Origin of the sequence: Saccharopolyspora antibiotica (genome assembly GCF_047200635.1) — a bacterium.
Classification (GTDB): Bacteria; Actinomycetota; Actinomycetes; order Mycobacteriales; family Pseudonocardiaceae; genus Saccharopolyspora_C.
Genome location: NZ_JBJZOI010000012.1, coordinates 26,892 through 47,943 on the forward strand (window position 1 = coordinate 26,892; position 21,052 = coordinate 47,943).

The window sequence follows — 21,052 nt, forward strand, 5'->3', positions numbered from 1 at the left end:
ACCGTAAGAGCCGCTAACTAATGCGTCCAATGCGCGCCGGGACCACAATTCATGCCGTGATGGATGATTCCCGCCAGCCTCCCGACGCCGCCCAGCTCAGCGCGCTGCTCGCCCCGACCCTGGACCTGCTGCGCGCGGTGGCCGCAGAGGGGCATCTCACACGCGCCGCCGACCGGCTCGGCATCCCGCAACCCACCGTGAGCCGCACCCTCGCCCGGTTGTCGGCCCGGCTCGGCACCGAGATCACCGCCCGGGACGGGCGCGGCGTCCGGCTGACCCGCGCAGGGGCGCAGCTGGCGGCGGCGGCCGAGGAGTCCTTCCGGGTGCTCACCGATCGCTGTCGCGAACTCGTCGAGGAGCTGGACCCGGACCGGGGGCGGGTCGCGCTCGGGTTCCAGCACACGATGGGCACCGCGCTGGTCCCCGGTCTGATCCGCGCGTTCCGCGCCGCGCACCCCGGGGTGCGGTTCCGGCTGGCGCAGGGCGCGCGGGACGACCTGCTCGCCGACGCTCGCGCGGGCTCGCTCGACCTGTGCCTGGTGTCCCCGCCACCTGCCGGGGCGGAGTGGGAGTCGGGGGCGGTGACGCGAGACGAGCTGGTCGCGGTCGTGCCGCCCGGGCACCGGCTCGCCGACCGGCCCGAGGTGGAGCTGGCCGACCTGGCCGGGGAGGACTTCGCCCTGCTGAGCCCGGGCTACGGGCTGCGGCGCATCGTCACCGAGCTCGCCGAGGTCGCCGGGGTGTCGCTGCGCTCCTCCTGGGAGGGGCAGGACGTGGACACGGTTCGCGGCCTGGTCGCGGCGGGGCTAGGCGTCACCGTGCTGCCCCGCGCGCTCGGCGGCGCGGCAGCCGGCACCGTGGAGCTCTCGCTCTCCCCGGCGGCGCACCGCACCGTGAGCATCGCCTGGCCCGCCGGCCGCACCCCGCCGCCCGCCGTGCGCGCCTTCCGCGACCACGCGATCTCCGGACGGCGGTGATCCCGCGGGGAACGAGTCCACCGCGGGATCATCCGGGAGCGCGACGCGCTCAGTTCGACAGCGACGCCGCCAGCTCGACGAGCGTCCGGGCCGCGAAGCCGGTGGCCCCGGCCACGACCTCGTCGTAGTTCTTGTCCGCACGGCCCGGACCGGCGATGTCCAGGTGCGCCCACGGGATCTCACCGACGAACTCGCGCAGGAACAGCGCGGCCGTGATCCCGCCGGGCCCCTGCGGCGCCTGGCGCACGTCGGCGAGTTCACCGCGCACGTCGGCCGCGTGGTCCTCCAGCAGCGGCATCGGCCACCACTTCTCACCCACCCGCTCGCCGGCCTCGCGGACCGCGCGGCCGAGCTCCTCGTCGGTGCTGAACAGCCCGCCGGTGCGCAGCCCCAGCGCGACCTTCATCGCCCCGGTCAGCGTGGCCACGTCGACGAGGTAGTCCGGGGAGAGGCGGCGCACCGCGTAGGCCAGCGCGTCCGCGAGCACCATCCGGCCCTCGGCATCGGTGTTGCCGACCTCGGTCGTCGTCCCGCCGTAGTGGCGCACCACGTCGCCGGGCCGGTAGCTGCTGCCGGAGACGTGGTTCTCCGCCGCGGGCACCAGTGCCGTGACCCGCACCGGCAGCCGCAGCCGGGCGATGGACAGCAGTGCGCTGAGCACCGCCCCGCCGCCGGCCATGTCGGTGCGCATCAAGTGCATCCCGTCCGCGGGCTTGATCGAGATGCCGCCGGTGTCGAAGGTGATGCCCTTGCCCACCAGCACCAGGTGCGGCCCGGTCTTCTTGCCCTCGGGACGCCAGGTCAGCTCCAGCAACCGGGGCGGGCTCGCCGAACCGCCGCCGACCGCGAGCATCCCGCCGAACCCCTTGTCCGCGAGCCACTTCTCGTCCCGGACCACCGACGTCACCCCGGGCAGCGGGCGGGCGAGCTCGGTGCCCGCGGCGGCCAGCCACACCGGGTTCTTCACGTTCGAGGGCGCGTTGGCCAGGTCCCGCGCCAGCGAGGTCGCGGCGGCCCACTCCTCGGCCCGCGCCACGGCCACGCGCAGCGGATCCGCGTCCGCGCCCTTCGGGGTCACCAGTAATGCCTTGCGCATCCGCGGTGCCACCGGTTCGACCGACACCCGGAACCGGTAGTCGCCCAGCGACAACCCGAGCGTCAGCTCCGAGACCAGCTCGGCGTCGGCGCCGTCGGGCAGCCGGACCTGCACGTACTCCGCGTCCGCCCCGTCGCCGAGGTCCGCGGGGTCGGCGTCGTCCTCCGCGATGCCCTCGCCGAGCTTGGCGCGGGCCGCCCGCGCGATCGCCGCGCCGACCGAGCGCCACCCGCCCGGCGCACCGGACCCGGCGCCCACGACCCAGCCGAACCGCCCGTCGGACAGCGGCACCGTGCGCACCTCGCCCACGGACGACGTGGCGCCCAGCGACACGAGCAACGAGGGATCCACTCCCCACGGTTCGGCGGCCGCGGCGAGATCGGGCCCGTCGGCCCCGTCGAACACCGGCACCGCCGTCGGCACGCCGTCCCGCCACCGCGAGACCACGTCCACTTCGACCAGCGCTGTCGGGATCACCGGCAGCGCTGCCTGCTCCGGGGATCGCGACGAACCGAACACCGAGGAATCGGACACGGATTGAAATCCTTCCCGCACTTGAAGACAGGGCTGACTCGGGCCACTCCACGAACGCCGGCTCCGGCAATCGCGGCGCGAATGCCGGAGCCGGTGACGACCGGATGCACGCCGATCGCTTGCGCAGCGGCCTCAGCCGGTGGCAGATTCCAAGGCGTCGCCCAGGTTCTTGGCCTCCTCCACCGACATCTCGACGACGAGCCGCCCACCGCCCTCAAGGGGGACGCGCATCACGATTCCGCGACCCTCCTTCGTCACCTCGAGGGGACCGTCACCGGTCCGGGGCTTCATGGCCGCCATAGCGTGCTCCCTCCGTGAACTCTTCCCACCCGCTGATCGCCCACAATCAGACGGGTCCAGCACCATTCTCCCCCATCCGGACGCAGCCGCGAAACCGAACCGATCAACTCGTGTCGCTCGTGCGCTGGTCGAATGCCGAGCCGGGGTGGCAGACTCGGCCGACGTGCGGGCTTGTTCGGGGATTTTCGGCGCTGAGCGCGATCACTCGTGCGGGCGTCGTGCCGCCGCCGCGGGACGTCCGCTCCACCGTCCCTTCAGGACCTCCCCCGCGATGCGCACCGTCACCGCTCCGGCACCCCTCGTGCGCGTCCACTGTGGATGCGCTGGTCGGAGGGGTCGTGGCCCGCGCACCTCAGGCGACGAAAGGACGAGATGTGTCCGAAGTACTGCTGACCCGGGACACCGGTGGCGTGCGGCTGCTCACGCTGAACCGGCCGGAGTCGTTCAACGCGCTCAACGTCGAGCTCAAGCTCGCGCTGCTCGCCGCGCTGCGGGAAGCGGCGGCGGACGACGCGGTGCGCGCGGTGGTGCTCGCGGGAGCCGGGCGGTCGTTCTGCGTCGGGCAGGACCTCAAGGAGCACATCGCGCTGCTGGACAACGGTGATCCCAGTCCACTGCGGACGGTGGAGGAGCACTACAACCCGCTGATCCGCGCGGTGGCCACCATGCCGAAGCCGATCATCGCGGCGGTCAACGGCAGCGCGGCCGGGGCGGGCGCCTCGCTCGCGTTCGCCTGCGACCTGCGGGTTTCGGCCGCCGACTCCAAGTTCCTGATGGCCTTCGCCAACGTGGCGCTGTCCACCGACTCCGGCGCCTCCTGGACGCTGCCGCGACTGGTCGGCTACGGGCGCGCGATGGAGCTGCTGCTGCTGGCCGAGCCGGTCGCCGCCGAGGAGGCGCTGCGGATCGGCATGGTCAACCGCGTGGTGGACGCGGGCGGGGCCGCCGAAGCGGCGGTGGAACTCGCCGGCCGGATGGCCACCGGGCCGACCAGCGCCTACGCGCGGATCAAGGAGACGATGCGCGCCGCCGCCGCGGAGGGCCTGGACGAGGCCCTCGACGTGGAGGCGGGCGCGCAGATCGAAGCGGGTCAGACCCACGACCACCGGGAGGCGGTCGCGGCGTTCCTGGAGAAGCGGTCGGCGAACTTCACCGGCCGCTGACCCCGCACGTCCCGGGCCGCCCGCCACCGGTGGGCGGCCCGGTGTCACGCCGGGGCGCGGTGCTGCGGGCAGAACTCGGCGAAGCGCTCCAGCGAGCGCCGCAGGCCCCACGCGAAGCCGGGGCGCAGCACCGGCCACAGCGGGCCGGTGCCGGTGGGCATCGACAGGTCCTCCCACCACACGAAGACCGACTCGTCGGAGTCGCCTCGCGCGATCACCCGGAACCCGCCCTCGCCGGAGATCAGCGAGCCGGTGTGGCGCACCCGGCAGCACATCGGCGGGCGCATCTCCACGATCTCCATCGTGTCCAGGAAGCCGACACCGCCGATCCCGGTGAACGCGGCGAGCTCGCTGCCGGGACCACCGTCGCCGCGGACCACGTGCACCTGGGTGCCGAGCATCCACTCGCCCTGCCGCCGCCAGTCCGTCGCCGCCGCCCACACCTGCTCCGGCGCGGCGCGCACCGGCACCTCCAGCTCCAGTTGCGCGTTGCCCACCCGACTCACTCCTCCTGGTCCACCTCACGGGCGCGCCGCAGCTGCTCGCCCGCGATGTCGAGCTGCCGGTGCAGCACCGCGACCTGGCCGCGCAGGTCGTCGACCTCGTTGGCCAGCCGCTCCAGCGCCCAGTCCACCTCGGTGGCCTTGTACCCGCGCAGGACCTGTTGAAACCGCAGCGCCCGCACGTCGGCGCCCTCCACGTCCACGGCGGGGAGCCGGGTGGGGGTCGCGCCCGGCGGCAGCGCCTCCAGCTGCTCCCCCCGGCCGAAGACGAGGGCGGCGAGGAGGTAGATCACCGCGGCGACCACGAGCACGACGAACAGGTAGATCAGCGCACTAGCCACGCTCCGATCGTGGCACGGACGAGCGGCGGTGCTCGCTCAGGTCCCGGTCGGCGCCTGGGCGGGGATTATCTTCCCCTCCAGCACGCCCTCGATGGCGGAGGTGAACTCCCTCCAGGCGCGGCGCTCCGAGCGCAGCGCATCCACGCCGGCCGAGGTCAGGCGGTAGGTGCGGCGCTGCCTGCCGCCGACGGTGCTCCAGGCGCTGCTGACGAACTCCGCGCGCTCCAGGCGGCGCAGCGCCGGGTAGACGGTCCCGGTCGGCAGGTCCAGCGCACCCCCGCTGCGCTGCTGCAACGCCTCGATGATCGCGTAGCCGTGCAGCTGTCTGCCGTCGAGCGTGGCAAGCAGCAGAGCGTCGAGGTGGCCACGGAGCGCATCAGCCTTCACAGGTAGCGACTCTACGGTCATTCGCATCCACTGTCACCGTCGCGACGCAAGGGGCCGATGGTCCTTTCCTGGTCGCAAGTTCGGTGAGTTCGATCACTCACCCGCTCGGCGGGCGGCTGCCGCCGCGCGGGGCTGCGGCGATCGGCCGACCGGCCGACCGGCAGCATCGCGTTTCGTGACCGCTTTCCCGGCGTATGGCCCCGATCGTGGGTCGTTGCTGGACCGAACGAGTGGATCGATTCACAAGGGACTCATCGTCCCTCCCGGCGGCAGCACACTGCGGATCATCAGGCGCGCCCGAGGAGAGCGCGCCGACGAGGAGGCGCGGAGGTCGGCGTGCACGACGACAGCGAACGGCAGGCTCCCGGTCCGGTCGACGAGCGGGACGTCGTCCTGCCCGCTCCCCGGAGCCGCGCTGATGCGGAGGCCACGCTCCGCGTCATCGACCCCGATCACGACACCCGGCCCGCCCGCGACACCGCGGCCTCCCGGTGCGGTTCCTCCCGGAACGGCCTGGACGACCTGCGGGTGCGGATCGCGGCCCTGGTCGAGGCGGTGCACGACCTGCCCGCCACCGGCCTGGAGCTGGACGAGGCCCAGTGGCGCGTCGACGAGCTCGCCCAGGAGATCAACCGCCCCTACCCGAGCCCGCCCCGGGTGCGCTCGCGCTGGCTGAGGCTGGCCCCGCTGCTGCGCGAGCTGGACGCCGCGCTGCCCGTCACCGCGACCGGCGAGATGATCGACGACGCCTTCTGATCAGGCCAGCGCGCGCAGCACCTGGTCGGGCGGCCGGGTCCCGGCGATGCTGGCCACCACGTCCACCACCCGGCGGGTGGCGGCGACCTGGTGCGCGCGGAACACGCGGGCCCCGCTCCAGGCCGCGACGGCCGTGGCCGCCAAGGTGCCCTCCAGGCGCTCGGACACCCCCGCGCCGAGGGTCTCGCCGATGAAGTCCTTGTTCGACAGCGCCATCAGCACCGGCCAGCCGGTCGCGACCAGCTCCCCCACCCGGCGAACCAGCTCCAGCCCGTGCCAGGTGTTCTTGCCGAAGTCGTGCGTGGGGTCGATCAGCACCCCGGCCCGCGGCACGCCGAGCCGGACCGCCAGCTCGGCGCGCTCCACCACCTCCGCCGCCACCTGCGCCACCACGTCCGGGTAGCGCACCCGGTACGGGTCGGTGCGCGGCGGCAGACCACCGGTGTGCGAGCACACCACGCCCACGCCGAACTCGGCGGCGACCCGCGCCACCTCCGGATCCGCTCCGGCCCAGGTGTCGTTGAGCAGGTCCGCGCCCGCCTCGCACACCCGGCGGGCAACGGTGCCCCGCCAGGTGTCGACGCTGAGCACCAGGTCCGGGTGCCGCTCGCGCACCGCCGCCACGAACGGCACCACCCGGCGCGACTCCTCGTCGGCGTCCACCCGCTCGCCCTGCGCCCCGGCCCGGACCCCGCCGATGTCCACGATGTCGGCGCCCTCCTCCACCGCGGCGTCCACCGCCGCCAGCGCGGCCTCGGCGGCGAAGGTGGCCCCCCGGTCGAAGAAGGAGTCGCGGGTGCGGTTGACGATGGCCATGACCAGCGGTCGATCCCCGGCCACGTCCTTGTCCCCGAACCGCAGCGCGGGCATCGACGTCATGGCCTCGATCCTGGCACGTCCGCCCGCCGTTGCGGTCCGCCTCGGTGCGTGACCTCCGTCAGCCCGCCGCGCACGCGTCCAGGGCGGCGTCCACGTCGGTGACGACGGTGAGCGCGTCCAGCGAGCGCTGCGAGGCGAAGCCCGACTCCACGAGTCCGCGCACCCACTCCAGCAGGCCCGCGAAGTGCCCGTTGGGATCGAGGACCACCACCGGCTTCTCGTGCATCCCGATGTAGCGGGAGGTCCACACCTCGAACAGCTCCTCGCAGGTGCCGATCCCGCCGGGCAGCGTGAGGAACGCCGAGGCGTGCGCGTCCATCAGCCCCTTGCGCTCCCGCATGGTGTCGACGACGAGGAGCTCGTCGGCGTCGTCGTCGGCCACCTCGCGGTCCACCAGGGCGCGCGGGATCACTCCGACGGTCCGCCCACCACCGGCCCGGGTGGCCCGGGCGACCTCGCCCATCATCGAGACCCGGCCGCCCCCGGAGACCAGGGTCCAGCCGCGCTTGGCGATGGCCGTGCCGACCTCGGCGGCCAGGTCCAGGTGGTGCTGGTCCACCGGCCCCGACGCGCAGTAGACGCACACCGCGATCCCGGCGGCCTGCTCCTCGTTCAATGCGTCTCCTCCCATGCCTGGTACGCCTCCTCAACGACGCGCACGGCGTCCTCGACATCATCGGTCAGGTGCAGCAGCGCCAGGTCCTTCTCGCCGACCTTGCCGGACGCCAGCATGGTGTCCCGGACCCAGTCGTAGAGCCCCTGCCAGTAGGAGCGGCCGAACAGCACGACGGGGAACTTCGTGACCTTCTTCGTCTGCACCAGCGTGAGCGCCTCGAAGAGCTCGTCCATCGTGCCGAAGCCGCCCGGCAGGCAGATGAAGCCCTGGGCGTACTTGATGAACATGGTCTTCCTGGCGAAGAAGTAGCGGAAGTTCACCCCGAGGTCGACCCACGGGTTGAGACCCTGCTCGAAGGGGAGCTCGATGCCGAGCCCGACCGACAGCCCGCCCGCCTCGGACGCGCCCCGGTTCACCGCCTCCATCGTGCCAGGCCCGCCACCGGTGATGACGGCGCAGCCGATCCCGGCCATGGCCGCGCCGAGCCGCACCCCGATCTCGTACTCGGGGTGCTCGCGCGGGGTGCGGGCCGAGCCGAAGATCGTCACCGCCCTGGGGACCTCGGCGAGCGCGCCGAAGCCCTCCACGAACTCGGACTGGATCCGCAGGACCCGCCACGGGTCGGTGTGCACCCAGTCGGTCGGGCCCCGGGAGTCCAGCAGCCGCTGGTCGGTGGTGGTCGGTTCGTTCAGCCGGGAACGGCGCAGCACGACCGGTCCGCGCCGCTTCTCCTGCGGGCGCTCCGCGCCGTCGGGTGATCCCTCGATGGTCATGGGACGAGGGTAAGCACGCCCGGGAGAACGCCGGGTTCCCCGCCGGTGACGAGCTGGTGCGTGTCGGCGACGACCCGGTTGACCTGCACCGGAGGAGATGAGTCCTGGCTCGGCCGGGCGTACCGTGAGCGGTACGACGACCCGGCTCGAGCCGCTGGTCGGTGCGGCCGGGGATCCAGTTTGGGGGTCGCCATGCTCATCGAGGTGCTCGTCATCATCGCGGCCGTCTGCGCGGTGCTCGTCGGCTCCGCCGCGAAGGTCATCACCCAGTACGAGCGCGGAGTGGTGTTCCGCTTCGGCCGCCTGCAAGAAGCGGTGCGCGGCCCCGGGCTCACCTTCATCGTCCCGGTGGTGGACCGGCTGCGGAAGGTGAACCTGCAGATCATCACCATGCCGGTGCCCGCGCAGGAGGGCATCACCCGGGACAACATCACGGTGCGGGTGGACGCGGTGGTGTACTTCAACGTCACCGACCCGGCCCGGGCCCTGGTCAACGTCGAGGACTACCTGTTCGCGATGGGCCAGGTCGCGCAGTCCTCGCTGCGCTCGATCATCGGCAAGAGCGAGCTCGACGACCTGCTGTCCAACCGGGAGCGGCTCAACCAGGGGCTCGAAGTCATGATCGACAGCCCGGCGCTGGACTGGGGCGTGCACATCGACCGGGTGGAGATCAAGGACGTCTCGCTGCCGGAGTCGATGAAGCGCTCCATCGCCAGGCAGGCCGAGGCGGAGCGGGAGCGGCGCTCCCGGATCATCGCCGCCGACGGGGAGTACCAGGCGTCCCGCAAGCTCTCCGACGCGGCGAGCGTGATGGCCGACGCCCCCGCTGCGCTGCAGCTGCGGTTGCTGGAGACGGTCGTGGAGGTCGCGGCGGAGAAGAACTCGACGCTGGTGCTGCCGTTCCCGGTGGAGCTGCTGCGCTTCGTCGACCAGGTGACGCCGCAGGAGCGGAGTTCCGGGGGCGCCGAACACCCCGCCGCGAGCACCGACGTGGTGCCCCGGGTGCCGGAGCCCGCGGACGTCCCGGACGTCGAAGGCCTGCCCCCGGTGCACGACGCCCTGATCACCCCGGACGCCGTCCCCCGGGGCGCCGGGGCGCCCTGACTCAGCCGAGGAAGCGGGTGAGCACGTCCGCGCAGCGGCGGATCTCGGCGGTGCGCACGTGCTCCTGCTGGGTGTGCGCCAGCGTCGGGGAGCCGGGGCCGAAGTTCACCGCGGGCAGCCCGCGCGCCGCGAACCGCGCCACGTCCGTCCAGCCCAGCTTCGCCACCGGCTCCCCGCCCGCGGCGGCCACCAGCTCGGCGGCGGCAGGTGCGCCCAGGCCGGGCAGCGCGCCGCCGGAGCCGTCGACGACGGTGAGGTCGAAGCCCTCGAAGACCTCCCGGACGTGCGCTTCGGCCTCAGCCAGCGACCGGTCCGGGGCGAAGCGGTGGTTCACCGCCACCACGCAGGAGTCGGGCACCACGTTGCCCGCGACGCCCCCTTCGATCCGCACGGCCTGCAGGCCCTCGTGGAAGCGCAGCCCGTCGATCTCCGGCCGACGGGGCTCGTAGTCGCGCAGCCGGCGCAGGATCGGTTCGGCGGCGTGGATCGCGTTCTCCCCCATCCACGCCCGCGCGGTGTGCGCCCGGGAGCCCGAGGTCCGGATCTCCACCCGCAGCGTGCCCTGGCAGCCCGCCTCCACCGAGGCGTTCGAGGGCTCGCCGACGATGGCCAGGTCACCGTCCAGCCACTCCGGCAGATCCCGCTCGATGCGGTTGAGGCCGTTGCGCTCGGCCGCGACCTCCTCGCAGTCGTAGAACAGGAAGGTGAGGTCGTGCCGGGGCCGCGACAACGCGGCCGCGACGTGCAGCAGCACCGCGTCACCGCCCTTCATGTCCACGGTCCCGCAGCCGTGCAGCAACTCGTCCGCACCGGAGCCGGTGCGGCGGGAGGGCAGGTTGTCGTTGACCGGCACCGTGTCCAGGTGCCCCGCGAGCACCACCCGGGACGGCAGCCCCAGGTTCGTGCGGGCCAGCACCGCCTCGCCGCTGCGCACGACCTCCAGGTGCGGCGCCTGCTCGCGCAGCGCGCGCTCCACGGCGTCGGCGATGGGGCGCTCCTCGCCGGAGACGCTGGGAATGTCCACCAGGGCGGCGGTCAGCTCGACGGGCTCGGCGCGGAGATCCAGGGAGGGGGTCACGCCGCGCAGGTTACCGGGGGCGCGCGGCACGGCGCACCGGAGTGATCGCCACCACCCCGGTCGGTCCACGGTGGACACCGCGGGGCGCGGAATCCGCTGCCCCGAGCTGGAATCACCCGGTCACACCGCGTGCGCGCGTCGCCCGATGAGCCGACCCCTGCAGGGCAGCACCGGAATGCGCCGATTACCGTTTTTCGCATGAGCGCGCAGACACCCGACCCGCAGAGCACCGGCGCCCACGGCGTCGGCCTGGCCACCGTCACCGACGACGGCACCGTGCTGGACACCTGGTTCCCCACCGTCAAACTCGTGGAGGCGGCAGGCGAGTCCCGCACCACCCGCCTCACCGCGCAGGAGGCGACGAACTCGCTGGGCGAGGCCGGGGCCGCGCTGCTCGGCCGCGACGACGCCCGCGGAGTGGAGGTCGTCGCCGTGCGCACGGAGATCGGCAGGCTCGCCGACGAGCCCGCCGACACCCACGACATCTACCTGCGGCTGCACCTGCTCTCGCACCGCCTGGTCCGCCCGCACGGGCAGAACCTGGACGGCATGTTCGGCCTGCTCTCCAACGTCGTGTGGACCAACCACGGCCCCTGCCCGGTGGAGGGCTTCGAGGCGACCCGGCTGCGGCTGCGGGGGCGCGGCCCGGTGACGGTCTACAGCGTCGACAAGTTCCCCCGGATGGTCGACTACGTCACGCCGCCCGGGGTGCGCATCGGCGACGCGGACCGGGTGCGGCTCGGCGCGCACCTGGCCAGCGGCACCACCGTGATGCACGAGGGCTTCGTCAACTTCAACGCGGGCACGCTCGGCGCCTCCATGGTCGAGGGCCGCGTGTCGGCCGGCGTGGTCGTCGGTGACGGATCCGACGTCGGCGGCGGCGCCTCCGTGATGGGCACTCTCTCCGGCGGTGGCAAGGAGGTCATCTCCATCGGCGAGCGCTGCCTGATCGGGGCCAACGGCGGCATCGGCATCACCCTCGGCGACGACTGCGTGGTGGAAGCCGGGCTCTACATCACCGCGGGCACCAAGGTCGCGCTGCCGGACGGCACGCTGACCAAGGCACGCGAGCTCTCCGGTTCCGAGGGGCTGCTGTTCCTGCGCAACTCCGCCACCGGCGGCGTGGAGGTCCGCCCGCGCTCCGGCGGCAAGGTCGAGCTCAACGCGGCGCTGCACGCGAACGACTGACCACCGCGCCGATCCGACCGCCGAAGGACGGGGGACGTCCCGGGCCGGATCGGTGACACTGGTGGTATGAACCTCCACCCCGGCGCCCCCGGTCTGCCGCCCGATCCCGTGGTGGCAGGCCGGGCGGACCCGGTGGCCGAGCACGTGCGCGCCGCGCTCGACGCCCGGCTGCGCACCCTGCTCGACCAGGAGCTGGGGGTGCGGGACGCGGACCCCGAGGCGCTGCACCAGGCCCGGGTCTCGGTCCGCCGGATGCGGTCGGTGCTGCGGGCCGCCGCGCCCTTCCTGGACGAGCACTGGGCGGACCCGCTGCGCGCGGAACTCGGCTGGATCGGCCGCGAGCTCGGCGCGGTCCGCGACCTGGACGTGCTGCTGGAGCGGCTGCGCGGCGATCTCGCGGACTTCGACGAGGCGCACCGGGTCGCCGCCGGTCCGCTGCTGTCCGAGCTGGGACGGGAACACCGGGCCGCGCGCGAGGAGCTGCTGCGCGCGCTGGACGGGCAGCGCTGGGCGGAGCTGCTGGAAGCGCTGCTGGAGGCGGTGCGCGAACCGCTGCCCACCTCGGACGTCGCCCCGGGAGGGCCGCGAGAGCTGCGGGCGCTGGTCGCCAAGCAGTACCGCAGGCTGCGCCACGCCGTCGAGGTGAGCGGCGCCGAGCCCACCGATGCCCGGCTGCACGAGATCCGCGTCCTGGGCAAGCGGGTGCGCTACACCGCCGAGCTCGCCGAGCCCGCTTTCGGCAAGCCGATGCGGCAGCTGCTCGGGGCGGCGAAGCGGTTCCAGGACGTGCTGGGCGAGCACCACGACGCCTGCGTGGCCGAGCAGCGGGTGCTCGACCTGCTCAGCGCGCTGGGTCCGGATCCGGCGCTCGCCTTCGCCGCGGGACGCCTGGTCGAGCGCGCGCACGCCCGCCGCACGGCGGCCCGGGAGCGCTGGCACGACGCCTGGCGCGACCTCCGCGGCTCGGCCGCGAAGGTCTGACGCGCTTCAGAGGCGGTCGGCGGCCGCCCGGATCCGCTCGTCGGAGGCGGTCAGCGCGATGCGGACGTGCCGCTGCCCCGCCGGCCCGTAGAACGTGCCGGGGGCGACCAGGATCCCGCGCTCCGCGAGCCAGCCCACGGTCTCCCAGGCGTCTTCGCCTCGGGTGGACCACAGGTACAGCCCGCCCTCCGAGTGCTCGACGGTGAACCCGGCGGCCTCCAGCGCGGGCCGCAGCGCCGCGCGCCGGGCCGCGTACAGCTCCCGCTGCACCCGCACGTGCTCGTCGTCGGCCAGCGCCGCCGTCATCGCCTCCTGCACCGGACGCGGCATGATCATTCCCGCGTGCTTGCGCAGCTCCAGCAGGCGGGCCACCAGCTCCGGATCACCGGTCACGAACCCGGCGCGGTAGCCGGCGAGGTTGGAGGACTTCGACAGCGAGTGCACCGCCAGGATCCCGGTCGGATCGGTGGTCACCGAGGGGTGCAGCACCGACACCGGCTCGGCCTCCCAGCCGAGCGCCAGGTAGCACTCGTCCGAGGCCACCACGGCACCGACCGACCGAGCCGCGCGCACCGACTCCGCCAGCTCGGCGGAGTCGAGCACCCGGCCGGTGGGGTTCGACGGCGAGTTCAGCCAGACCAGCGCGGTGCCCGGCGGCGGGGTCTCGCCCGGGGCGAGCCGCACGACCTCGGCCCCGGCGATCGTCGCGCCGACCTCGTAGGTCGGGTACGACAGCTCGGGGATGGCCACCACGTCGCCCGGCCGCACGCCCAGCAGGGTCGGCAGCCAGGCCACCAGCTCCTTGGAACCGATCGTGGGCAGCACCGCGTCCGGCTCGGCGGGGATGCCGTGCCTGCGGCGCACCGACTCGACCGCGGCAGCCCGCAGCTCGGGCGTGCCGTGCGTCGCCGGGTAGCCCGGGACGTCCGAGACGGAGTTCAGAGCGGTGCGCAACGGCTCGGGAACCGGGTCGACCGGGGTCCCGACCGACAGGTTCACCAGCCCGTCCGGGTGCGCGCGGGCCGTGGCGGTCTGGGCGGCCAGGGAATCCCACGGGAAGTCCGGCAGCTGCGGACCGCGCAGCACCCGCGCTTCGGAGGTCATTCTCCCTGCGGGGGCAGGCTGGTGACGGGCTCCACGTCCTTCTCGACCTTGCCCACCTTGGCCGCACCGCCCGGCGAACCGAGCTCGTCGAAGAAGTCCACGTTCGCCTTGGTGTAGGCGGCCCACTCGTCGGGGACGTCGTCCTCGTAGTAGATGGCCTCCACCGGGCAGACCGGCTCGCAGGCTCCGCAGTCGACGCACTCATCGGGGTGGATGTAGAGCATCCGCCCACCTTCGTAGATGCAGTCGACAGGGCATTCCTCGATGCACGCCTTGTCGAGCACGTCGACGCAGGGCTCGGCGATCACGTAGGTCACGGTTGCTCTCCTGCTAGTTCTCGATCCGGACCAGGCTTCCGCTACCCGGCCCACGACAGTATCCCCCGGGGCCGGCGCGGCGGGCCAAGGTGGTCCCTCGCGGCTCGGGCCGGGTCGACCATACGTCGGTCCGCGGAGGGCGGTAAACGGCATGAACCCCGGGCCGCGAGGGACGCCCGGCGGCCTCCCGGCCCTCGTTCCGGGACGTCGTGCCTGGTGATCCGCTCCGACCCGGTCGACGCGGCCCACCCCACCCGGCTCGTCCGTTCGGGGTGGAACGTGCCGTTCGCCACACCTGGCTACTTCGCCGCCGACCGGCCGAGGACGATCCCGAGCATCATCGCCGACGGCAGCGTGCCGGCACCGATCAGCAGCAGGGTCCGCAAGTCGTCGCCCAGCAGCACGACGTCCCCCCCGGGACCGAAGAGGCCGAAGACGAACACCGTCGCGAACCAGACCACCAGGGGCGCCGCCGCGACCCGCCTGCGCGGGGCCAGCCGACCCGCTTCCGAGACCAGCAGCGGCGTGGTCACCGCGGCCACCGCCGTGGTGATCGGGAACGGGGTGGAGCCGATCCACAGCGGCAGGAACAGCAGCTCGGCCAGCGCCAGCACCACCGCGTCCAGCAGCAGGAACGCGAACACCAGCCGGTCGAGGCCGGTCACCGCGGCTCCACCGGTTCCGTGCCGCTCACCCCGAGGCCGCCGAACAGGTCGCGCTCCCCGCCGTCCGGATCCCCGGTGGCCAGCACGTAGTGCTCGGTGCTCGTGAGCGGCTGCGCCACCCCGTTCGACAGCGCGTAGGCGGCGGGGCCCTCCCCGTTGTTCCACTCGTCGAGCCACACCCGCACCTGGGTGCCGTGGGCCCGCAGCGCGCGGATCTTGCCGGACAGGTGGTCGGCGACGTCGATGACCGTGGTGATCGACTCGTCGGGGACGCTCGGCAGCTCGTCGGGGGCGGGCAGGTCGAAGGGCATGGCGCCCGCGTCGGCCAGCACGGCCAACCCCTCCTCGACCCGCTCGCGGGACGGAACGGCGTGGAAGACCCGCAGCACGTCCGGCACCAGCGCCGAGGCCGCCATCGTCACCTCGTGCGCGCGAACGTGGTCGGGGTGCCCGTAGCCCCCGTCGGCGGCGTAGGTGACCACGACCTGCGGGCGGACCTCGCGCAGCACCTCGGCGAGCGCCTCCGTCTGCTCCGCCAGGTCACCGATGGCGAAGGCCCTGGGGTGCGCGGTGTCGGCCGCTCCGGCCCGGCCCGGCTCCTCCCACAGCATCCCGGAGTCCCGCCACCGTCCGATTCCCCCGAGGAAGCGCTGATCGGCGACCCGGAGCGCGGCGCAGGCGGAGCGCAGTTCACCGACCCGGTAGCCGCCGAGCTGATCGGCCTGGTCGGCGGCCAGCCCCCGCAGGCTCTCCGGGATGACCTCGCCCTCTTCCCCGAGCGTGCAGGTCACGACCGTGACGTGCACCCCGCGCGCCGCGTAGCGGGCGATCGTCCCGCCGGTCCAGAGGGTCTCGTCGTCCGGATGCGCGTGCACCAGCAACAACCGGGGTGGAGCCGTCAGCGTCACCGGCCCAGCCTAATCGGCGGAACGGCCGCTCCGACGCGGTGGTCCGCCCGCCCTGTCAACCTGCGGGATAGAACTTCACCCACCTCGGCGGGCGGAATCGCCCGGACGACTGCACTCCTGCTCAGTAGCCGTCGTTGTCGCTCGGCGTACCGCGCCACCGGTCGGCGGTGGAGAAGGGGCCGGCCAGGCCGTTGCCGCGCTGCACCCCGCTGACGTCGCGGCCGAACGCGAGCACCTGCGCCTGCTGGTACAGCGGCAGCGCCACGGCCTGCGACCACAGCACCGACTCGACCTTGGCCGAGGCCTCCTCGAACGGGATCGCCCCGCTCAGCGCCGCGTCGATCGTCGGCTGCAGCAGCTGATCGCAGAAGCCCAGCGGGGTGAAGGGGAACGGCTGGTCGTCCGAGTCGACCCCGGGGCAGCCGTAGGAGGCCGCCATCATGCCCGCCGGATCCCCGTCCGCGGGCCGCGGCGCGATCGCCATGTCCACCGAGCCCGCGGTCGCGCCCGGCTCCTCCGCGAGCGGGTTCGTCGGCAGCACCTCGCCGAACAGCTGGTCCCCGGTCGGCGTCACCACGGTCGCCTGCACGTCCTGCGCGCGCAGCTGCGCCGCGGTCTCCTCGGCGATCCGGACGTACTGCTCGTGCTCGAAGGGGGCGGCGATGACCAGGCTGAGCGTGCGCCCGTCCTTGGTCCACGCGCCCGCGCGGTGCTCGTACCCGGCCTCGGTGAGCAGCCGCCGCACCTGCTCCGGATCGGGCCCGTCCGTCCCGGGTGGCTCGGTGGGCGTGTACCCGCGCTCCGAGGGCGCGAGGACCTGGGCGTGCGCGTGCAGCTGGTCCCCGGGGCCACCCCCGCTGCCCGCGTCGATCAACGCCTCCCGGTCCAGCCCGGCGACCACGGCACGGCGCACCCGCGCGTCGGCGAGCTGGGCGCTGGTCGGCCGCAGCAGCACCTGCATCGTGGCCGGGCGGGGCACCGTGCTGACCTGCACCGAGGAGCCGAGTTCGCGTAGCGCGGCCATCGTCGCCCGGTTCGCGCCGAACACCGCGAGGTGGCTGTCCCCGCTGCGCAGCGCGGCGACCTGACCGGCCTGATCGCTGGCGCGGAGCACGATCCGGTCGGAGACCGCGGGCCGCCCCCAGAACCGGTCGTTGCGCTCCAGGATGATCTCCCCGCGCTGCAGGTCGACCTGGCGGATCGCGAACGGCCCGCCCGAGGCGGGATAGCCGTTGTCGAGCGCCGTAGCCCAGCCACGGGGCGCGTCCCGCAGCAGGTGCGCGGGCAGCAGGTTCGCGAACAGGCTGCGCCAGCCCGGGTAGGGCCTGGTGAAGGTGACCTCGACCGCCTTCCCGCCCTCGCGGGACTGCACGTCGTCGATCAGCTGGTACCCGGCCGGGTCGGCGACGCCGGGCTGCGAGCGCAGCTGCTCCCACAGGTAGACGAAGTCCTCGGCGGCGATCGGCGCGCCGTCGGACCAGCTCGCCTCCTTGCGGATCCGGTAGCGGACGGTGAACCGCTCCGCGTCCGGCACCACCTCCGCCGAGTCCATCAGCGTCGCGTCCAGCGCCAGCGCGCCGTCCGGACCGGGCCGGAACACCGACGGCAGCATCAGGCTCGACAGCGCCGAGCTGGTGGGCGAGAGATCGGACAGGGTGTGCGGGTTGAACCCGCCCTCCAGCGAGTCGACGCCCACGACCACCTCGGTCGGCATGGGCTGCGTCGACGGCGCGGTCTGCGGGCTCGGCTCCGGCGGAGCGACCAGCGGAGGCGGCGGCGCATCGGTGCAGGCCACCACCAGACTCCCGATCGTGACCAGCAAGCTGACCACGGTGAACGGACCTCGACCCTGGTGCACGCTGCCGAACCCTCCCCTCTCTCCCGGTCGCCGAATCCAGTCGGGCGCGTTGCCCCTGAAGGGGGACGCGCGGCACCGCTCATGGTTCCGCGCGTCCCGTCGGCACTGCACACCGGGGTGTGCGGGCGAGGTCGCTCAGCCGTTGTCGCGCGCCTTGGCCCGGGAGCGCTCGCGGCCCCGGGTGGTGGCGTCCAGCACGACCTTGCGGACGCGGATCGCGGCGGGGCCGACCTCCACGCACTCGTCGGCGGAGCAGAACTCCAGCGCCTCCTCCAGGCCGAGCGTGCGGGGGCGGGCCAGCCGCTCCAGCTCGTCACCGGTGGCCGAGCGCATGTTGGTGAGCTTCTTCTCCTTGGTGACGTTGATGTCGAGGTCCTCGGCACGCGGGTTCTCGCCCACGACCATGCCCTCGTACACGTCGGCGCCCGGCTCCACGAAGAAGGTCCCCCGGTCGGCGAGCTGCATCATCGCGTAGGAGGTCACCGGGCCGGTGCGGTCGGCCACCAGCGAACCGGTGTGCCGGGTGCGCAGCTCCCCGACCCACGGGAAGTAGCCCTCGAAGACGTGGTTGGCGATGCCGGTGCCGCGGGTCTCGGTGAGGAACTCGGTCCGGAAGCCGATCAGGCCGCGCGCGGGGATCACGTAGTCGAGCTTGATCCGGCCGGTGCCGTGGCCCTCCATCGTCTCCATCCGGCCCTTGCGGCCGGCCAGCAGCTGAGTGATCGCGCCCAGGTGCTCCTCGGGGGAGTCGATGGTCAGCCGCTCGAACGGCTCGCACAGCTTCCCGTCGATGGTCTTGGTGACCACCTGCGGCTTGCCGACGGTGAGCTCGAAGCCCTCCCGGCGCATGGTCTCCACGAGCACGGCCAGCGCCAGCTCGCCACGGCCCTGGACCTCCCAGGTGTCGGGGCGCTCGGTCGGGACGACCTTGACGCTGACGTTGCCGATCAGCTCGGCGTCGAGGCGGTTCTTCACGAACCGCGCGGTGACCTTGGTGCCGCCGTTGCGCCCGGTCATCGGCGAGGTGTTCACGCCGATGGTCATCGAGATCGCCGGGTCGTCGACGGTGATCCTCGGCAGCGGCTCCGGGTTGTCCGGGTCGGCCAGGGTGTCGCCGATGGTGATGTCCGGGATGCCCGCGATGGCGACCAGGTCACCGGCGTGGGCCTCGGCGGTCGGCACCCGGTCCAGGTTCTCGGTGATGAGCAGCTCGGTGAGCCGCACCTTCTCGACGCTGCCGTCCTCGCGGCACCAGCCGACGGTCTGCCCCTTGCGCAAGGTGCCTGCATGGATGCGGCACAGCGCGATGCGGCCGAGGAAGGAGGAGGCGTCGAGGTTGGTCACCAGGGCGCGCAGCGGAGCCTCGTAGTCGCCGACCGGGGCGGGAACGTGCTCCATCAGCGTGTCGAACAGCGCGGTGAGGTCCTCGTCCTCCGGCAGCTCGCCGTCCGCCGGCTGGGTGGTGCTGGCCCGCCCGGCGCGCGCCGAGGCGTAGATCACCGGCAGGTTCAGCACGGCGTCCATGTCCACCGCGTCCGCGCCGTCGTCGAGCTCGGAGGCGAGCTCCAGCAGCAGGTCGTGGGCCTCCTCGACGACCTCGGCGCAGCGCGCGTCGGGGCGGTCGACCTTGTTCACGACCAGGATCACCGGGAGCTTCGCGGCCAGCGCCTTGCGCAGCACGAAGCGGGTCTGCGGCAGCGGGCCCTCGCTGGCGTCGACCAGCAGCACCACGCCGTCGGCCATGGACAGGCCGCGCTCGACCTCACCGCCGAAGTCGGCGTGGCCGGGGGTGTCGATCACGTTGATGGTGACCGGACCGTCCTCGGTGATCCGCCGCACGGCCGTGTTCTTGGCCAGGATCGTGATGCCCTTCTCGCGCTCCAGGTCGTTGGAGTCCATGACCCGGTCGACCAGTTCGGCGCGTTCGGAGAAGGCACCCGATTGCCGCAGCATGGCGTCCACCAAGGTGGTCTTGCCGTGGTCGACGTGCGCGACGATCGCGACGTTGCGCAGATCCGCGCGGATCCGCTGGTTCGGTTCGGCGACGCTGGTGGCGGGCACGCGAGCACTCCAGTGAGTTGGAAGATTAGGTCTGGCGGCGGCGTCGGCCGACTGGGCTGCCCGCGGCTCCGCTGCCGCCGCTGCGGAGCGCGCGACCGGGACCCCGTGCTCCGGCGATCCGCCCGTCAATCAGGGGCGACCGGTGTCCGACCGCGGGGCCCGTCATGCCGAAGGCCCGACCTTGCTGGGGCCCGGTGTTGTCGACACGCGGCCCTGTCCAGCGTAGAGCACTCGATGCGGGGTCCCGCGAACAGGTGTTGAGCGCAACACCCGGGCACGCCGCGCGGGCTTCCCGCTAGATCTACGCTGGCGGCGTCCGGTCCCCGGCGGGACCTCTCCGGCAGCGGGAAGCAGGACGTGGGCAAGAAAACGATCAAGGTGAAGCGAAAGTGCTGCCATTCGCGCCCACCGTGCAAGCGATGCCCGATCGTGGTGCTGCGCGAGGCGCTGAAGGACTCGAAGGAGCAGGAGGTAAAGAAAGCGCAAAAGAAGTCAAAGAAAGAGCCAAAGGACAAGAAGTCCGACTGATCCGCACCTCACCGCGAAGGAGGCGCGGATCAGCCTCGAAAACTCGCTACTCGGGCACCGGGACCAAGGGATCGGCGTACTTCGCCATCTCGGGCACGGTGCGCAGCGCCTGAAATTCGATCACCTCGTGCCGAGCCAGTTTTCGCAGTTCGAACGGGTCCGTGGCGAGGATCGCCTCCAGCCTGCCGCGAGACATCGACCGGGCGATGAGCACGCCTCCGGTCAGCTGCCCGCCCGGTCCGGGAGTTCGGTGCCCGGTCGTGATGAAGTCACCGGCCTCATAATGCCGAGTCGCCCACTCGTAGTGATCCACCAATGCGCCATCGATGTCTGATCGCGGAGCCGTGTAGTTCAGCAATACGACGAACATGATTCCACGATAACCCTCACCGGCCGCGAACGCCGATATAGTTCTGGTAACGCGCGCGCCGTGCACGAAATGTCGCGACCGCGCCCGAGCAACCGGCGGGCCGCCCGAGGACGGCACGGACTCTTCGCGCGCCGGTCACCCGCGAGCGCAGCGGTCGCCACCGGGCGACCGCACGGCGCGCGGACTCGGCTTGGCGGGCGCCCATCGCCCCGGGAGCAGGAGGAGATCCCCTGCCGGCGCACCCGGTCCCGGCCACGTCCGCTCGGTGCGCCGCGCGTGCGGGCCGCGGACGGCCCCGGAAGGCTGGTGCTTCCTCACCGGTCCGCGCGCGATGACCCCGCGGTCCGGCTCGCTTCAACCCCGCGTCGCGGTTGGCCGGTCCGCGCTGACGCGCGGCCGGACGAGGCCGGACGCGCCACGACTCCGTTCGTTCACCAGTTCGAGTGCAGTGCGCCTGAAACGCTGGCGAACACCTGGTCGAGCGCGGCAGCCTGGCTCCATGACCACCGAGAACCCACCCGGCCCGCTGATTCCCGGGACGTCCCGCTCCGGCCGACCCGCTCCG

23 protein-coding genes are annotated in these 21,052 nt (G+C 73.1%); 7 read left to right on the plus strand and 16 right to left on the minus strand.

Features of this window, described 5'->3' with window-relative positions; translation table 11 throughout:
• Positions 1-59 precede the first annotated feature (59 nt).
• The gene (locus ACL03H_RS11760) at positions 60-977 is read left to right on the plus strand and encodes a LysR family transcriptional regulator (protein WP_412811346.1); all 918 of its coding nucleotides are present in this window, start codon (positions 60-62) and stop codon (positions 975-977) included.
• Positions 978-1,026: 49 nt separating this feature from the next.
• Here the strand turns inward: ACL03H_RS11760 and ACL03H_RS11765 are convergent, their stop codons facing one another.
• Positions 1,027-2,607, minus strand: coding sequence for a leucyl aminopeptidase family protein (locus ACL03H_RS11765; RefSeq protein ID WP_412811209.1), 1,581 nt, complete (start codon positions 2,605-2,607; stop codon positions 1,027-1,029).
• Positions 2,608-2,739: 132 nt separating this feature from the next.
• Positions 2,740-2,907 carry a DUF3117 domain-containing protein gene (locus ACL03H_RS11770; protein ID WP_009949794.1) on the minus strand — a complete coding sequence of 56 codons (168 nt, stop codon included), beginning with the start codon at positions 2,905-2,907 and terminating at the stop codon, positions 2,740-2,742.
• 374 nt (positions 2,908-3,281) lie between these two features.
• On the opposite strand from ACL03H_RS11770, the gene ACL03H_RS11775 reads away from it, so the two are divergent.
• Positions 3,282-4,070, plus strand: coding sequence for an enoyl-CoA hydratase-related protein (locus ACL03H_RS11775; protein WP_412811210.1), 789 nt, complete (start codon positions 3,282-3,284; stop codon positions 4,068-4,070).
• A 44-nt stretch (positions 4,071-4,114) separates the two neighbouring features.
• On the opposite strand, the gene ACL03H_RS11780 is transcribed toward ACL03H_RS11775, so the two are convergent.
• From ACL03H_RS11780 to ACL03H_RS11790, 3 genes are read right to left on the minus strand one after another with little or no spacing between them, the layout of a single operon-like run.
• Positions 4,115-4,567 (minus strand): SRPBCC family protein, encoded by a 453-nt coding sequence (locus ACL03H_RS11780; RefSeq protein WP_412811211.1) that lies wholly within the window; start codon positions 4,565-4,567, stop codon positions 4,115-4,117.
• Between the two features lie 5 nt (positions 4,568-4,572).
• The gene (locus tag ACL03H_RS11785; protein ID WP_412811212.1) at positions 4,573-4,914 is read right to left on the minus strand and encodes a DivIVA domain-containing protein; all 342 of its coding nucleotides are present in this window, start codon (positions 4,912-4,914) and stop codon (positions 4,573-4,575) included.
• 36 nt (positions 4,915-4,950) lie between these two features.
• The gene (locus ACL03H_RS11790) at positions 4,951-5,301 is read right to left on the minus strand and encodes a PadR family transcriptional regulator (RefSeq protein WP_412811213.1); all 351 of its coding nucleotides are present in this window, start codon (positions 5,299-5,301) and stop codon (positions 4,951-4,953) included.
• 336 nt (positions 5,302-5,637) lie between these two features.
• On the opposite strand from ACL03H_RS11790, the gene ACL03H_RS11795 reads away from it, so the two are divergent.
• Complete coding sequence (locus ACL03H_RS11795; RefSeq protein WP_412811214.1) at positions 5,638-6,057, plus strand: hypothetical protein; 420 nt, start codon at positions 5,638-5,640, stop codon at positions 6,055-6,057.
• Here the strand turns inward: ACL03H_RS11795 and folP are convergent, their stop codons facing one another.
• From folP to ACL03H_RS11810, 3 genes are all read right to left on the minus strand, one after another.
• Entirely contained in the window at positions 6,058-6,927 is an 870-nt protein-coding gene (folP, locus tag ACL03H_RS11800) for a dihydropteroate synthase (protein WP_412811347.1), read from the minus strand.
• 67 nt (positions 6,928-6,994) lie between these two features.
• A complete protein-coding gene (locus ACL03H_RS11805) occupies positions 6,995-7,567 on the minus strand; it encodes an LOG family protein (protein WP_412811215.1) in 573 nt (190 codons plus the stop codon).
• Positions 7,549-8,325, minus strand: a complete 777-nt coding sequence (locus ACL03H_RS11810) for an LOG family protein (RefSeq protein ID WP_412811216.1) — start codon at positions 8,323-8,325, stop codon at positions 7,549-7,551. The genes ACL03H_RS11805 and ACL03H_RS11810 overlap by 19 nt, the downstream gene beginning before the upstream one ends.
• A gap of 192 nt (positions 8,326-8,517) precedes the next feature.
• Here ACL03H_RS11810 and ACL03H_RS11815 point away from each other — a divergent pair, with 192 nt between their 5' ends.
• Positions 8,518-9,429, plus strand: a complete 912-nt coding sequence (locus ACL03H_RS11815) for a slipin family protein (protein WP_412811348.1) — start codon at positions 8,518-8,520, stop codon at positions 9,427-9,429.
• 1 nt (position 9,430) lies between these two features.
• Here the strand turns inward: ACL03H_RS11815 and dapE are convergent, their stop codons facing one another.
• Entirely contained in the window at positions 9,431-10,507 is a 1,077-nt protein-coding gene (dapE, locus tag ACL03H_RS11820; RefSeq protein WP_412811217.1) for a succinyl-diaminopimelate desuccinylase, read from the minus strand.
• 198 nt (positions 10,508-10,705) lie between these two features.
• Here dapE and dapD point away from each other — a divergent pair, with 198 nt between their 5' ends.
• Both dapD and ACL03H_RS11830 read left to right on the plus strand, forming a co-directional pair.
• Positions 10,706-11,695 (plus strand): 2,3,4,5-tetrahydropyridine-2,6-dicarboxylate N-succinyltransferase, encoded by a 990-nt coding sequence (gene dapD, locus ACL03H_RS11825; protein ID WP_412811218.1) that lies wholly within the window; start codon positions 10,706-10,708, stop codon positions 11,693-11,695.
• Between the two features lie 66 nt (positions 11,696-11,761).
• Positions 11,762-12,676: a CHAD domain-containing protein gene (locus ACL03H_RS11830; RefSeq protein ID WP_412811219.1), complete on the plus strand. Its 915-nt coding sequence runs from the start codon at positions 11,762-11,764 to the stop codon at positions 12,674-12,676.
• A gap of 6 nt (positions 12,677-12,682) precedes the next feature.
• Here ACL03H_RS11830 and dapC read toward each other — a convergent pair whose 3' ends face one another.
• The 6 genes from dapC to typA form a co-directional block, all read right to left on the minus strand.
• On the minus strand, positions 12,683-13,780 hold the full coding sequence (dapC, locus tag ACL03H_RS11835) for a succinyldiaminopimelate transaminase (RefSeq protein ID WP_412811220.1): 1,098 nt from the start codon (positions 13,778-13,780) through the stop codon (positions 12,683-12,685).
• Complete coding sequence (fdxA, locus tag ACL03H_RS11840; protein ID WP_412811221.1) at positions 13,777-14,097, minus strand: ferredoxin; 321 nt, start codon at positions 14,095-14,097, stop codon at positions 13,777-13,779. The genes dapC and fdxA overlap by 4 nt, the downstream gene beginning before the upstream one ends.
• A gap of 299 nt (positions 14,098-14,396) precedes the next feature.
• Positions 14,397-14,762 (minus strand): hypothetical protein, encoded by a 366-nt coding sequence (locus ACL03H_RS11845; protein WP_412811222.1) that lies wholly within the window; start codon positions 14,760-14,762, stop codon positions 14,397-14,399.
• Positions 14,759-15,670: an N-acetyl-1-D-myo-inositol-2-amino-2-deoxy-alpha-D-glucopyranoside deacetylase gene (gene mshB / locus ACL03H_RS11850; protein ID WP_412811223.1), complete on the minus strand. Its 912-nt coding sequence runs from the start codon at positions 15,668-15,670 to the stop codon at positions 14,759-14,761. Before mshB ends, ACL03H_RS11845 begins: the two co-directional genes overlap by 4 nt.
• Positions 15,671-15,791: 121 nt before the next feature.
• The gene (locus ACL03H_RS11855; RefSeq protein WP_412811224.1) at positions 15,792-17,501 is read right to left on the minus strand and encodes an ABC transporter family substrate-binding protein; all 1,710 of its coding nucleotides are present in this window, start codon (positions 17,499-17,501) and stop codon (positions 15,792-15,794) included.
• A 162-nt stretch (positions 17,502-17,663) separates the two neighbouring features.
• The gene (typA, locus tag ACL03H_RS11860) at positions 17,664-19,589 is read right to left on the minus strand and encodes a translational GTPase TypA (RefSeq protein ID WP_412811225.1); all 1,926 of its coding nucleotides are present in this window, start codon (positions 19,587-19,589) and stop codon (positions 17,664-17,666) included.
• A gap of 357 nt (positions 19,590-19,946) precedes the next feature.
• On the opposite strand from typA, the gene ACL03H_RS11865 reads away from it, so the two are divergent.
• Positions 19,947-20,117: a hypothetical protein gene (locus ACL03H_RS11865; RefSeq protein ID WP_412811226.1), complete on the plus strand. Its 171-nt coding sequence runs from the start codon at positions 19,947-19,949 to the stop codon at positions 20,115-20,117.
• Between the two features lie 46 nt (positions 20,118-20,163).
• Here the strand turns inward: ACL03H_RS11865 and ACL03H_RS11870 are convergent, their stop codons facing one another.
• Entirely contained in the window at positions 20,164-20,487 is a 324-nt protein-coding gene (locus ACL03H_RS11870) for a YciI family protein (protein WP_412811227.1), read from the minus strand.
• Between the last annotated feature and the right edge of the window lie 565 nt (positions 20,488-21,052).